The 15,064-nt window shown below is 42.4% G+C and carries 10 protein-coding genes; 6 read left to right on the plus strand and 4 right to left on the minus strand.

Annotated features, from left to right (window positions below; all coding sequences use genetic code 11):
• The first annotated feature begins 64 nt into the window (after window positions 1-64).
• Window positions 65-1,096: a hypothetical protein gene (locus BLR32_RS21230; protein ID WP_143011537.1), complete on the plus strand. Its 1,032-nt coding sequence runs from the start codon at window positions 65-67 to the stop codon at window positions 1,094-1,096.
• A 380-nt stretch (window positions 1,097-1,476) separates the two neighbouring features.
• Window positions 1,477-4,428 carry a glycoside hydrolase family 9 protein gene (locus BLR32_RS21235; RefSeq protein WP_089834863.1) on the plus strand — a complete coding sequence of 984 codons (2,952 nt, stop codon included), beginning with the start codon at window positions 1,477-1,479 and terminating at the stop codon, window positions 4,426-4,428.
• Window positions 4,429-4,501: 73 nt separating this feature from the next.
• On the opposite strand, the gene BLR32_RS21240 is transcribed toward BLR32_RS21235, so the two are convergent.
• The 3 genes from BLR32_RS21240 to BLR32_RS21250 all read right to left on the minus strand — a co-directional run bounded on the left by BLR32_RS21240 (window position 4,502) and on the right by BLR32_RS21250 (window position 7,429).
• The gene (locus BLR32_RS21240; RefSeq protein WP_089834864.1) at window positions 4,502-5,410 is read right to left on the minus strand and encodes a helix-turn-helix domain-containing protein; all 909 of its coding nucleotides are present in this window, start codon (window positions 5,408-5,410) and stop codon (window positions 4,502-4,504) included.
• A 2-nt stretch (window positions 5,411-5,412) separates the two neighbouring features.
• Entirely contained in the window at window positions 5,413-6,225 is an 813-nt protein-coding gene (locus tag BLR32_RS21245; protein WP_089834865.1) for an oxidoreductase, read from the minus strand.
• Between the two features lie 112 nt (window positions 6,226-6,337).
• Entirely contained in the window at window positions 6,338-7,429 is a 1,092-nt protein-coding gene (locus BLR32_RS21250; protein WP_089834866.1) for a hypothetical protein, read from the minus strand.
• Window positions 7,430-7,703: 274 nt separating this feature from the next.
• Here BLR32_RS21250 and BLR32_RS21255 point away from each other — a divergent pair, with 274 nt between their 5' ends.
• The 3 genes from BLR32_RS21255 (at window position 7,704) to BLR32_RS21265 (ending at window position 9,160) form a co-directional block, all read left to right on the plus strand.
• On the plus strand, window positions 7,704-7,913 hold the full coding sequence (locus BLR32_RS21255) for a helix-turn-helix transcriptional regulator (RefSeq protein ID WP_089835081.1): 210 nt from the start codon (window positions 7,704-7,706) through the stop codon (window positions 7,911-7,913).
• Complete coding sequence (locus BLR32_RS21260; RefSeq protein ID WP_089834867.1) at window positions 7,906-8,235, plus strand: HipA N-terminal domain-containing protein; 330 nt, start codon at window positions 7,906-7,908, stop codon at window positions 8,233-8,235. The genes BLR32_RS21255 and BLR32_RS21260 overlap by 8 nt, the downstream gene beginning before the upstream one ends.
• Before the next feature lie 88 nt (window positions 8,236-8,323).
• Window positions 8,324-9,160 (plus strand): HipA domain-containing protein, encoded by an 837-nt coding sequence (locus BLR32_RS21265; protein WP_245705488.1) that lies wholly within the window; start codon window positions 8,324-8,326, stop codon window positions 9,158-9,160.
• A 55-nt stretch (window positions 9,161-9,215) separates the two neighbouring features.
• On the opposite strand, the gene BLR32_RS21270 is transcribed toward BLR32_RS21265, so the two are convergent.
• The gene (locus BLR32_RS21270) at window positions 9,216-11,507 is read right to left on the minus strand and encodes a tetratricopeptide repeat-containing sensor histidine kinase (RefSeq protein WP_089834868.1); all 2,292 of its coding nucleotides are present in this window, start codon (window positions 11,505-11,507) and stop codon (window positions 9,216-9,218) included.
• A gap of 356 nt (window positions 11,508-11,863) precedes the next feature.
• On the opposite strand from BLR32_RS21270, the gene BLR32_RS21275 reads away from it, so the two are divergent.
• Window positions 11,864-15,031, plus strand: a complete 3,168-nt coding sequence (locus BLR32_RS21275) for an RICIN domain-containing protein (protein WP_089834869.1) — start codon at window positions 11,864-11,866, stop codon at window positions 15,029-15,031.
• Window positions 15,032-15,064 lie beyond the last annotated feature (33 nt).

Below are 15,064 nucleotides of genomic sequence, written 5' to 3' on the forward strand. Positions count from 1 at the left end.
TCCCATATTCACTCAACAGAGACTACTTCCGGGGTAGTCTCTGTTCCCTCTTTGCTTTACAATTATGAAACGAACTTTAATATTCATCACTTGTACGATGATGGCGGCACTGGCTTGTTTGTTTGTGCTGGTCGCTGTATCAGGTATGCCGAATGATAAGAAGAATGGTTTTGACAGGCAATGGCTTAAAATGAATGTTCGTCAGCAACTTTCATATCAATTGCCACTTACGGTGGAGCGGTTGTTTGGCTGGGGCGATAGTCTTTATTTATCCGAACCTTTGCATCGGCAGGTGTATCGTCTTGATGATAACCTACGTATCAGAGACACGGTATACCTTAACGTGAATAAGCAATTCAAACCTCCGGTGAGTTTCTTTGCTGATGCCGGGCACATTTATGTGCATGAGTATAACAGCGGAAAGTTATTCAGTCAGGACTTGCAGGCAGCGCAGTTCTACTCTGTAAAATTATCGGCCGGCCCATTTGTAAAGTCATTACAGTTATCTGATTCATTGGTAGTGATCAGAGGGTTTTCAGCAGGCAGTTCTCAGCCCATGTTTATGCGTATTAATATTCACAATGGTGAGCAATATAGCTCTGCTCTTTTATCTGAAAAGGCAGATGCAGGTTTCTCTACTGACGGAATCTTATGTAGTAATGCCAAAAAGGACCGCTTGTTTTATATACCTTATTTTGAAAATGGTATTTATTGTATGGATAGTGATATGCAATTACGTTATAAACAACATACTATTGACACCGTTTTAAATAGCGGGATCCAGGTTACAGGCAGAGGCGCCGGTGAAATGCAGAAGCTGTATGCATCTGCGCCCCGTGTGAAGGTCAATAAGCGCGCCTTTGCGAATGACCGCTTACTGTTCATCGAATCTGATCTGCGGGCTGATAATGAAACAGAAGATGCATTCAGGCAGCATCCTGTAATTGATACTTATCATCTTGAAGACGGCAGCTATGCTGGTAGTTTTTATCTTCCGGCAGATAAACGAAAGGTGTTGTCCTATTATGTCAATGGTGAAAAATTGTATGTTCTTCTCAAAGGCGAGCTAATACTATATGCGATAGCCCTTCTTTAATATTAAACTATATATAAGTGTCTAATGTACATTTTTTTTAATAAGTGCTTGTTTATCGCATATAATTCCCGTAAACTTGTGCAATCATATTTGTTCACCTTACCAATGGGAAAAAGATGCTGCTTTCTTTTTGTTCGTTGGTATAAATATTAAAACCCTTTTAACCTATAATTACAAACCATATCGGATTAATAACAACTATTCAACTGACAACACCTGCTGGCATCAGATAGGATCCAATGTAGTAGGCATTGGTACATAGTGTCCGCATAGTATCTGTTTACAGACCGTTCCCTCTCCAGATCTGCTGCATCCTGCGGCGGAAGCATTACATTTTTATTTTCAGTTGATCCAACAAGTACCTTCAAAATTAAAAGACCATGAAAAAAAGATGTAGTCTGATTGCTGCCATTCTACTAATGGTGTCCCTCAAACTAACCTATGCACAGAGTTTTAACTACGCAGAAGCCTTGCAGAAGTCGATGTTCTTCTATGAATGTCAGCGCTCCGGCCAGCTTCCTGCAGACAACCGCGTAACCTGGCGTGCCAATTCAGCATTGACTGACGGCAGTGATGTAGGCCATGATTTAACAGGCGGCTGGTATGATGCAGGAGATCATGTTAAATTCAATTTCCCGATGGCCTTCTCTGCAACTATGCTGGCATGGGGAGCAATAGATTTTGCGGGAGGATATAATGCCTCAGGACAAATGAAATACCTGAAGAGCAACCTTCGTTTTGTAAATGATTATTTTATACGCTGTCATACTGCTCCCAATGAGTTGTACGGACAGGTAGGTAATGGTGGTACTGATCATGCCTGGTGGGGATCGGCAGAAGTAATGGCCATGTCCCGTCCGGCATACAAGATTGATCAGACGCATCCTGGTTCAGACCTTGCCGGCGAAACAGCTGCAGCAATGGCGGCCGCCAGCATTGTATTCAAAACAGACGATCCGACCTACAGTGCCACATTGCTTAGCCATGCCATACAGTTATATAATTTCGCGGACAACTACCGTGGGAAATATTCCAGTTCTATTACCGATGCTGCCGGATATTATCAGTCTTTCAGCGGTTATAATGACGAGCTGGTATGGGGCGCTATATGGCTATATCGTGCTACCGGTGATGCTGCATGGTTGGCCAAGGCAGAAAGCTATTATGCTAACCTGTCTTCAGAACCACAGAGTACCATTAAATCTTATAAATGGGGCCTCGCCTGGGATGATAAGTCATACGGCTGTTATGCTCTGCTGGCAAAGCTCACAGGTAAAGCGCAATACAAAGAAGATATAGAACGGCACCTCGACTACTGGACGGATGGTTATAACGGACAACGTATCACCTATACACCCGGTGGCCTGGCCTTTCTGGATGTATGGGGTGCTTTGAGATATGCTATCAATACCAGTTTTCTGGCAACCTATTACAAGGATGTTGCTACAACAACAGCAAAGGGAACAAAGTACTATAATTTCGCCCTGCGGCAAATGAACTATGCATTGGGTAGCAATCCGGGTAATCGCAGCTTTGTATGTGGCTTCGGTAATAATCCGCCTACTAAGCCACATCATCGCACAGCTCATGGATGCTGGTCAAATAACCTGAATGGTCCTCCTACAGCAACAAGACATACCTTGTATGGTGCATTGGTAGGCGGTCCGGGAAATGACGATGCCTACACAGATGTTCGCTCCAACTATGTAAACAATGAAGTTGCCTGTGATTATAACGCCGGCTTCTCAGGCTTGCTTTCAAAGCTTGTCGAAGATTATGGCGGAACCCCGCTGGCAAATTTCCCGGTTGCTGAAACACCCTCCGGAGAATTCCTGATCGAAGCAAGACTGAATGGCAGCGGTAATACTTATACCGAATGGTCCGTATGGGTAAACAATCATACCGCCTGGCCTTCACGTATTGCTTCCAAACATGCCTTCCGTTTGTTTATTGATATTTCAGAAGGCCTGACAGCCGGTTACACGCCGGCAAGCTATGTTGTTTCATCCAACAATGCAGACGTTACCTTTACCCAGTTGAAGCCCTGGGATTCTATTCAGCACATCTACTATACTGAAGTAACATTCAATACCAGTATTAAGATCTGGCCCGGCGGACAGGGAGAGTCAAGGAAAGAGTCACAGATACGTATACGACTGCCTTATGAAGCGAATGCTACGGCCTGGAATCCCGGAAACGACTGGTCGTCAAAGGATCTTGACGGTACGCTGAAGGAAGTTTCCAGCATTCCTCTTTATGTGGATAATGTACTGGTATATGGTAGCACGCCTACACCTGCACAGGTAGTACGTGTTACAGGGGTAAGTGTAAGTCCTGCAACTGCCTCTCTGGACATCAATAAGACACAGCAGCTCGCGGCTACTGTAGCGCCTTCCAATGCTACCAATAAAACGGTGAGCTGGACTTCCAGTGCGCCTGCTATTGCTACCGTAAATAGCAGTGGTCTTGTAACCGCCCTGGCGGCAGGCAAGGCTACGATTACAGCCACTACTACCGATGGTGGCTTCACTTCCAGCTCCAGCATCACTGTTACCAATGTGGTTGTGCCCAAACAGTATACCGTCACCACAGCAGTAACCGGTTCCGGATCTGTTGCACTGAATCCTACAGGAGGTATGTATGCGGAAGGAACCCAGGTTACCATTACTGCCACACCTGCAAGTGGATATAAGTTCAGTAACTGGAGTGGTGCTGTATCAGACACAATCAACCCTGTCATAATTACAGTAAATGCTAATGTATCGATCACTGCCAACTTTACTCCAACTGCCAACCAGGGGAATTGTAGTAATCCTTCTCCTGTAACGCTTCCATTCAAACAGGATGGTACGGGAGAGTATTGCTTTGTTATCTCGGGTAATATTTCTTACATCAATTCATGGAATCTGACGCTCCTGGAGATCAATGGGGTTAACTACACCAATACCTGGTCTAATAGCCTTCCTGCAAGAGTGAATGGTAATTATTATGTTCATTATGTTGGCCCATATGGATGGTCACATTTTGAGGCTAACGGTACTGAATCTGCCGGAAGAAATACAGTTGCAACCAGTACAGTTGCGCCCCAATATACTAATGCTGTGTATCCTAATCCTGTAACGCAGCATAGTTTTGCTATCCGTGTAGCTGATCCCGCTGTTACGGATTTGATAGTAACAATTACTGATATGTCTGGCAAGGTAGTAATGAAGAAATCAGCAAAAGCGAATACTACTTTTACTGTCGATTCATCTATACCAGCTGGTATCTATCATGTTGATGTTAGCAGTAAGAAGAAAAAAGTGATAAGTACAAAGCTGATGATTCAATAATCGGGTTTTATATAGAACAGTCAACTGAAAGTGAAGCGCCTTCAAGTCGTAAGATTTGAAGGCGCTTTGTCAGTTAGTTTTTATTCCTGAATTCCCCCGGTGTCATACCCGTCTTGCTTTTAAACAACCGGGAGAAATACTGCGGATATTCAAATCCCAGCGAATACGCCAGCTCACTCACTGATTTATCAGAACTAAGCAATAAGGCTTTCGCTTCTTCAATTAAGTGGTAATGTATCAGATCCTGCGCGTTCATATTAGTTTCTTTTTTCAGCAGGTCGCTCAGATAATTAGCGGACAAATGTACCTGTTCTGCCAGGTACTTAACCGTCGGCAGGCCTTGTCCGGTCTGGCCCGGCGACTGAAAATAGGAACCAAGTATTCTTTCAACTTCACTCAATATATCCTTGTTTACATTCTTCCTAGTGATGAATTGCCTGTCGTAATACCTGTCGCAATAGTTAAGCAACAATTCAATATTGGAGACAATTAAAGTCTGGCTGTGTTTGTCGATGTTTTCGGATAATTCGGCATCTAACTTCTGTACACAGTCAACGAGGACCTTTTTTTCTTTCTCAGATAAGTGCAGGGCTTCGCTGGTTTCATAGGAGAAGAATGTGTACTCTTTTATCTTCCTGCCAAGGGAGGTTCCGCTGATCAGATCAGGATGAAAGAATATACCCCAGCCAACAGCATCATCCTTTTTTTCCGTTCCTTCATCTAAAGTAAGCACCCGTTTGGGTGGTATACAGACCAGGCTTCCTTCCTGGAAATCATAATAATTTCTACCGTACCTTATTTTGTTGATACAATAGTTTTTAAACATGACAGCATAAAACCCAGTGCTTACTTTTACACCAGGTTCAAATGACTCTTCAACTTTAGTAAGATCAACGACCGATACCAAAGGGTGTCTTCCTTTAGACTGCTGAAGCACCTTGTTCAGGTCGGCTATTGTTTCTAAGTGAATGACATTGCTCATAATTATTTCACCATGTTCATTACGATTTTATCAAATAGCCTGTCTCCTAGATAAATACGCATCCAAACCATTGGTTTAGCCCATTTTCCCACTCTGTAGCGTGTTTTTGGGCGCCTGGCGTTCACTATTTTGTGGATGGCATCTGCAATGACAGCTGGTGCGGAGCCTGTACCCTCATTCTTTTTTAAGGCAGCCATCAGGTTGTTAACAGGTCCTTTGTAAGCACCATTGCCCGAGAACTTTTTCACATTGTCTGCCATAATGCCGGCCCATTCTGTAATGATTGCTCCCGGTTCCAAAATTACCACATTAATTCCGAAGGACTTCAATTCCAGGCGCAAACAATCGCTCCAGCCCTCAAGCGCATGTTTAGATGCATGGTACCAGGCGCCCATTGGCGTATACATTTTACCTCCCATGGAAGAAGTGTTAATGATAGTGCCTGATTTTGCATGCCGCATATAGGGTATTACTTTTTGTGTCACGGATGATAGCCCGAACATATTCACTTCAAACTGTTGCCTTGCCTCATCAATCGGGATATCTTCAACAGCACCATAGAGACCATATCCGGCGTTGTTCCAGAGCACATCTATCTTCCCTTCTTTTTTAATAATGGTAGCAACTACTTTATCGATATCCGCTTCGTTAGTTACGTCCATTTGTATGGGAATACCGCCCAAGGCTTTCAGGTCCTGCATCAGTTCCAATCTCCTTGAAACAGCATAAACTGTATGACCTTGCTGAATGAGTTTTTTAGCAGATTCTTTGCCCATTCCTGCGCTTGCGCCTATAATTAAGATTACCTTTTGCATTTTATTCTTTTAAATCTTAGGCAAAGGTCCTCCGGATTATCCGCGGCGAAGTATACTAATTCAGGATAGTTGTATACAAATTCACTTTATTGGTTAAAGGAGCTGCTTACGCCTATTGGCCATACTGACGTAAAAGCTGAATAGTATTCTCCACCACCTTTCTGGATGTCATAGCATGTTGTAATAAGGTATGGTTGTTTTCATCCTTTAGTTCAGCTATCTCCCGCTTATAATGTTTCAGGAATGGGATCAGCAGGTCCTGTTCATTCCTTTTGACAAGGTTGAAGACCGTTTCCGGCGCGCCGGAGAGGATCAGTTTTAACAACCAGTGAGGTCTGAGAGAAAAGAATGCCCTGAAATATTTTCTTGCCTTATTATTGCTGGTAAAGCCATTTAAGAAGTTCTTAATGACCATAGGACCGATGTTTTTCTGTACAATGTCCAGGTAGGATTTAAGCTGTTCATGTTCATATGGAACGATCAGCGTCAGGAATCTGGGATTGAAGTTAACAATGCGGCTGAAAAAGGAGGTGGTCAGGTCTTCATGCGACATAGCAAAGATGTGCCAATCAAGCGCCATCATCTGCAATATTAATTTCTCCTGAAGATCTTCTACTTCAGGAGCGTTTTTCAGGCAAATCAGGAATCCATAAAGTGGATGGATGTCACCATGCATATCTTCAGTGATCGCGGTATTTACTGCTATCCATGTAAAGATCCTGTAGCAATAATGGTATTGATCCATAGTGCTAAGAAAGCCATATCGGTCTGAGGCACGTGCCAGATATATAGAGAGCCAGTCGATAGCAATCCTGCCTCCATTTCCCCAATATGCTTTTTGCCTGTTGATGTCTGCGCCTGCAATAATCGTTGTTCTGATAATGCCGGCGGCAATTTCCAGCTCTTCGTTGTTTTTGGCATCGGCAAGCTCCTGGACAACCATAGCCAGGTTGTATGAACCCAGTTCATAGTTTTCCAGCAATCTGGCAGAGGCGCCTTTTTGCACTAGCTGCTCTAAGAGCTGCGGGTCTGTGGTGGTTTCAAAGATGGTCTTAAACTGTTCGTCCAGCTGGTTGGCTTCAGCATCAGTAAGGGAGGCTCTGACGGTTGTCCAGATGGCTTTGTCTTTTTCAAAATTCTTTCGTTCTGTGCCGAGGTGTTTTTTTATCTCCAGAAAGGAAGATATGGGGAAATCCTGTTCCATAGTTTTATAAGTTGTTCTCCATTAGGGAAGCCTCCGGGTTTTTCGACTTAGAGGCTTTAAAGTTGGCGAGTTGGAGGGCCAGGTATTGAACTTTTTTTTGCCATAAAGCTAGAAGGAATCGTTCAATTTTCCCAATGGATTGACGTTTCCAGTGTAGGCTATTCTATCTAAACTATACCCTTTAGGGTATAGTTTAACCACCTGTTCTTATTTTATACCCTAAAGGGTATAATTATAAAAAGAAATGCTATTTTTATACCCTAAAGGGTATAAAATGGAGACCTTATCAAAAGTTATTAAGGCGAAACGAAAAGAAAATGGTTTAACCCAGGAAGACCTTTCCTTAAAGTCAGGGCTGGGATTACGCCTGATTCGTGAAATTGAGCAGGGAAAAACATCTATGCGTATGGACAAAGTTAATCAGTTGTTGTCCCTATTTGGGATGGAACTCGTACCAGCACCTAAATCAAGAGATCATGAGTAAAACAGGGAAAGTATATTATGGCAGTTCATTGGCTGGTTTTGTTATAGAATCTGATACTGGCTATAAGTTTGTCTACCATGAAGATTATTTAGCTGATAAATCGGCAAAGCCAATAAGTCTGACGATGCCTTTAAGAAAAGAAGCCTACTACAGTACTACTCTGTTTGCTTTTTTTGATGGGTTAATTCCTGAAGGCTGGTTATTAAATATTGCCAAAGAGCACTGGAAAGTTAAAGGGAATGATCGCTTTGAATTATTATTACTTACCTGCAAAGATACGATCGGTGCAGTGAGTGTTGTACCTGTAAATGAAACTGAATAATATGCCCAATTGTTTATTCTGTTATAAGGACGCCGGAAATGAAGAATACCATAGCAGATGTTCAAAACGGTTTTTTAATACGGAAATTATGCCCGAATTAAAAATGGACAAGCAGCTATTAAAAGATCTGGCAGAAAAGACCATTAGTAAACATATAGCGGTAACTGGCGTGCAGCCTAAATTATCTGTTACGCTGGAAAAAAATACAGGCAACGGTAGGCTTATCATTGTGGAGATATGGGGAGAATATATATTGAAACCTCGGCATGAAGAATTGCCCGCTATGCCGGAAACGGAAGATCTTACAATGCATCTTGCAGAAATATTTAACATTGCTGTTTGTAATCACACATTACTGCGAGCTACTGATGGAACCCTTGTTTATATTGCAAAGCGTTTTGACAGAGCAAATGGAAAAAAGGTGCATGTGGAGGACTTCTGTCAACTGGCTGAGTTTCCAACAGAGAATAAGTACAAAGGATCTTATGAAAGAGCTGGGAAATTAATACTGGCATATTGTACTAATTCCGGACTTGATGTGCTAAAATATTTTGAGCTGCTACTTTTCTGTTATCTGACGGGAAACAATGATATGCACCTCAAAAACTTCTCATTACTGCACCTTGAAAATAGTATCGCTTTGAGCCCAGCCTACGATTTGTTGAACGTCAATCTCGTATTTCCAAAGGATCAGGAAGAACTGGCATTATTACTCAATGGAAAAAAGAAGAATATCAAATTAAGAGATTTCGAAGCGCTTGGCATTGTATTAAATATTCCGGAAAAAGTAAGACATAATATTTACAAAAAGTTTAAGTCTCAGAATACTGCAGTGTATGAGTTGATTCAGGCTTCTTTTTTGAACGCTGAAGCAAAAGACACTTATTGGGAGATATGGAATAAGAAGCAACAGATATTTGAATAAACGTATTCCGTAGGGATTAACAGGCCTTTTAGTCCGCCTGGATACAACCACAATTTCAAACATAATCTTCCATTTCCTCTTTAAGTTCCAGGGACTCAGTAAGACCTTGTTTCTCCTGGTATTTAAAATTGACTGTAATAACCACTCCATTCCTGCTCTGTATATCCAACGTTCCTTCCAATTGCTCAGCGAGGGTATTCATCAGCATCATTCCCATAGACTGCTTATTGCTCTCGACAGGCAGCCCGATACCATCATCTGCTATCATAAGTGTCAGCTGGCCGGGGATTGTCTCCTGTAGAGAAATCGTTATAACTCCATTACCCGTAAATGCATATTTAATAGCATTGGTGATCGCTTCATTAAGGATCAGCCCAATAGGAACAGATTGTGATACATCCAGTTTTACCGGGGCTACCTGAAGATCGAACCGGATTTTATTGACACCAGAAAAACCATCTTTCAGGTATTCAACAAGGTCTTTGATGTAGGCGTTCATGTCTATCATCGCTATATTCTCCGACTGGTATAACTTCTGATGAATGAGAGAGATTGCCTGCATGCGATACCTGCTTTCCCTGATAGCATTGAGGGCGTCTTTATCGTCCAGGAATGCGGCCTGTGTGTTCAGAAGACTCATAACTATCTGCAGGTTATTTTTTACGCGGTGATGTATCTCTTTTACCAGCCATTCTTTTTCTCCCAGCAGTTTATTCTGGGAGGAGATGAGATGTTGAAGAGATTCGTTTTTCTCATTGATCTCATCCTGTTTTTGTGCCATCTGCCGGTTGCTGCGCAGTTTAAGCTGATAACGATTATATACAAGCGCCAGCATGATGATCAGCATGATGGCAAGTGTGCTTGCCCCTGCGATGATCGCATTCCTGATAATGAGGGCTTTGCTTAGTTCAGCGCGTTGTAGTTGTGATGTACGGGTGAGTAGTTCAATGCTTTGTTGCTTTTGTTTTGTTTCAAACTGTACCTGTAAAGTACTTATCTGTCTTGTCTTAGCGATGTTAAATAAAGAATCTTTAACAATTGTATACTTGCGATAGTGTTCAAGAGCTTCTTTGTAATCACCCATAGCGGAATCGGCTCTGAATAGATCCATATGGGCGATTGACTGCAGGCTCAGACTCTTCGATTTCAGGCCGACAGTCATCACATTTAAAGACAGTTGATGGCTCTTCGTATAGTCCCCATTTACAAGATAATATCTGGCGTCAATATCGTCCACACTTGCCTGTAACATTTCAGGCAACTGGTCTCTGTTTTTATGTGCCAGGCGTATATAAGGGAGGGCAGCGTCAGGTTGTTTAAGATCCATGTAACAGCCGGCGATGAATACCGACATCCATGTTTTCTCCGCAAAGTCTGTGGCGGGATAGCTGCGTTCTGCTTCTTTCATCACTGCCAGGGCCTTGTCAGCCATCTTCATTGCTGCATAACCGGCCGATATATTGATGGACAGGGTGCGCAATGTAGGCGTATCTTTGAATTTAAGCGCTATTGGCCAGGCTTTCTGATAATACTTTAATGCTTCCTTATATTCTCCTATATAGTAATAAAGAAGTCCAAGCCTGTTGTAAACAGTAGCGTGTGTATCAATAGTATCTTTCAGGGACTCGATCACTTTTACAGCAAGCAGGTTGTACTTCAGTGCATTACCAAAATCCCCCAAGCGGTTATAGCCTGTTCCCAGCAGTGAGTATACATCTGCGCCGGGTTCTACTTTAATTTCATCATAAAGGGCTACTGATTGAGCCAATGTCTCTGTCAATGATTTAAAGTCATCTATAACATTATAGAGGTCGCCCTGCATATAAAGGGTATGCGCCTGTTTTTCCTTTTGGCCTGCCTCTTTGTAAAGTTTGATGGCCTCCTTATAATAACTGATCCTTATATCAATATCTCCACGGGCTTCCACTCCGTAGTAGTTTGCCAGTTCAATATATGTATCTGCCAGATAATCCTTTTGCTGATATTTTTCGAAGATATCTTTCGCTTTCAGGGCATACTCTTTCCCTTTCCCGGTAATGTGCTGTTCACGCAGGATATTTGAATAGAGCAAACAGCCCTGGCCTTCCCATATTTTGTCTCCTTCTTTTATGGAAGATGTCAGCACCTTTTCCGCGTATAAGGCAGCGCTGTCCATATCAGCAGGGGCTGTACCCGGCCTCATAACATATATGTATCCCGCGTCCAGCAACACACGCATTTCGGCGGTATCAGGACGCTCTTTTTTTATCAACTGTTGTAAGACCACAGATGAGGGCAGCTGCTTTTGTGCCAGGCATTGCAGTAAACACCCGATCATACAACAGGAAAGCAACAATAGCCTGTTCATAACTTAGTTATTTTATATATGCATTCTCCAGTCCGACTGGTTTTGTGTTATTTATTTAAGTACTTCTCCCGACGTATTGTGGTAATTGGTTAGCATGGGAACTTTTAGGCTGGTTACCTGAAGGATAAGGAGAGAAAAGTACAACATTTTTCATGATCAAGCAATCTGGTTCTATATTAGCCGCTTTCTATACCAGAAGGGCTCATTATGACACTTATCTGGAAGCCAACGACATCCGTCCAATTAGTTCCCATACAGGCTTCCACTTTGTATCAGCTTTAATAATTTCCCTGATATCCCAAACCATGAAATGAAATAATTCTTATATTAAGACTCCCTCAAAATCAGAATCCTCTATGAAAAAACTATTCTTTTATTTATTGATGCTTTGTCTTGGCACGATTAATACGTATGCCCAGACTCTCAGAACCTTTTATATTGATTTCGGACCCAATGATGTTACTAATGGTAACATTACCATTAGTCCTGACGTCAATGGCAATTACTGGAACAATGTAACCAATACCAGTACGACAGCCCCTTCGGTATATCTGCTAACAAGCAGGAACGCCTCATCCGGTGCGTTTATAAACATTACCTCCGGATTTAGTTCGAATGGTATTAATAATGGCGGTTTATTAGCGCCTAATGCGGCACTATTAAAGGACTTTGCGATTAATACTGCTACGCAGGATTATTTTCATACGGATAATACCGCGGCTTTTATAATTAAGGGCTTGGACGTTAGCAAAGGGTATGTGTTTTATTTTTTTGCTACCCGGAATGATCCCGAGGTGCGCAAGTCAAACTATACACTTACTGGTAAAACGACCTATACCGCTACACTGCAAACCTCCGGACCGAATTTAGGTGGAACAGGATACAATGGTAACAATAGCACCATTGTAGCTACCGGTACTATTGCCCCCGATGCAAAAGGCCAGATAGCCATTACGGTAAAAAGAGAACTTGGTAGTTTCGGCTATATCGGTGCGTTGAAAATGGAAGAAGTCAGACTACCCGTTACGGCGTTGAAAACAGTGTATGTCGATTTCGGACCGAATGATGTTACTAATGGCAACATCACCACCAGTCCGGATATCAATGGCAATTACTGGAACAACGTAACCAACACCAATACCACAGCTGCTCAGGTAAATCTGGCAGATAAAGCAAGTGTACCCATCGGGGCATATATAAAAATTACTTCCGGATTTTCTTCCAATGGCATTCAAAACGGAGGTTTATTATCACCAGATGCCGGTTTATTAGGTGATTTTGCTATTCCTACAGCTACGCAGGATTATTTTCACACAACAGCATCTTCCAGTCTTTCTATCAGGGGCTTGGATAAAACAAAAGGTTACGTTTTTAATTTGTTTGGAAGCCGGAATGATCCTGAAAAAAGAGTCACCACATATTCACTGACGGGTGCTACATTCTACAACGGAAATCTGCAGACTTCAGGGACCGATTTAGGAGGAGCAGGTTACAATGGGAATACAAAAACTGTCCTGACCACAGACATAATAATGCCTGATGATAATGGGCACATAAACCTTACAGTAACCAGAGCTGAAGGATCGTTTGGCTATTTAGGCCTTATGAAAATGAATCAGGTCGATCCGGTTGTATTTGAGCCCGGTTGTCCTGCAAAAGATATTACCCGCGTGGCCATTATGGGATCTTCTGTCCCCTCAGGAACCGGCGCCACTAACAATCAGGGATACGCCCAGCTATATGCCCAGTTGCTGACTGCCCGGGCCAATAGTGGGGTAGGGCAACCATGGAATGTGTCGAATATTTCAGTCCCCGGCAACAATACCATTAATGTTATAAACCGTTGGGATAAAGATTTAATACCCCTCTGCAGCAAATATGTTATTTATGCACTTTCCTTGGGGAATGAAGGCATTACGACAGGCGGACAGGCAACATTCGATCAATTCAGGGATAATTTGAAGTTGCTTATCAATAAAGCAAGGCAACAAGGTATCGAACCCATTATAACCAATTGTTACAGCCGTGAAGATTACACCGCTACAGAATACAATTATATTAAGAGAATGAATCTACTGATTCATTCCTGGAATGTGGCCAGTGTAAATTTGTTAGGAGCGCTGGACAATGGAGCAGGTAGATGGGCTACGGGTTACAAAAGTGACGATTTACATCCCAACGATGCCGGGCATCTTGAGTTCGAATACGCAATTGTACCTTCCTTGTTCGATGCCTTAAAAGCAGGGAAATCCCAGCCCTATATGATAGATGGTACGTCGCTGGGTTTGAGTCCGGCCAGCGGTTATAAGCTGCAGATTAAGCCGGAAGAAATTCTTCATTCGTTTACCCTTTCTTATAACATACAAACTTCATCAACAGGTCAGGTGGTAGAGATGAGTACAGTTGCAGGCCAGAATAAGTTAGTGATCAATGCTTCGGGTAAAATGGATTATTCTTCGGCTTCATCGGCCGGTATTCCGGGACTTACTGTGCTTAACGACAACCAATGGCATAAAGTAACGCTGACACACTATTATGCCATGGGTAAAACCTTGCTTTATGTCGATAAGGTATTACAAGGATCGATAGCTGAAAAAATTGTTACGACTTCTTTCGACCTGAATGGATCAAATGCCCCGGCGGCAAATTACAGCACCTTACTCTTCCATCGTTCCGGTATGGCTGCTGAAGAAATAAACGCAATGGTGGATGGTAATTTGCTGAAATCGAGCCTCGAAATTTATTCACCGCTTGATGGTGCTAATGTATTCAGTGCAGATCCTATCGTAAACCTGGCACAGAGCACAAATAAGGTGAGGAAAGTAAATCTTATATCAGGTACATATTACCTCCAGAACCGTTTCAGTAATTTGTATATGGATGTTGATGATAATCAGATTACGCAGGATGGTTGTAATATCCAGCAATGGGCCTTTATGGGTACAACTAATCAGCAATTTACCTTTACTCATTTAGGCAATGATGTCTATAAGATTATTTGTGTCAAATCCGGAAAGTCGGTTGATGTATCCGAAGTTAGCACTGCAGACGGCGCCAATGTACAACAATGGGGCTATGTTGGCGGAGCAAATCAACAATTTTTTATGGTGCCTGTCGATAACGATTATTATAAGATAGTAGCAAAACATAGTGGTAAACTGGTGGAGGTTTCCAATTTCAGTACCAGTAATGGAGGGAATGTTCAGCAATGGACGGATGCCAATCAAATCAGTGGACAGTGGAAATTAGTTCGTCCAGGGGCAACGATGTTGGCCACGACGGATAGCTCCATGAGGAAAGACAATATAAAGGATATTTCAGTGTATCCTAACCCGGCTGTGACCACACTTTATATAGGAGGGATTACACATCCTATAGGTATTAAAATATATAGTAGCTCAGGTCAATTGCTGGTGTCATCCTTTGGAACATCTGTCGCAGTTGACAGACTGAAGGCTGGTGTGTATTTCGTACATCTGAAATCAAAGGGAACAGATAAGGTGCTGAAATTCATCAAACAATAGTATTGTTGAATATGCAGGACCTGGATGCAGGAA

This window comes from Chitinophaga filiformis, assembly GCF_900102545.1.
Classification (GTDB): Bacteria; Bacteroidota; Bacteroidia; order Chitinophagales; family Chitinophagaceae; genus Chitinophaga; species Chitinophaga filiformis.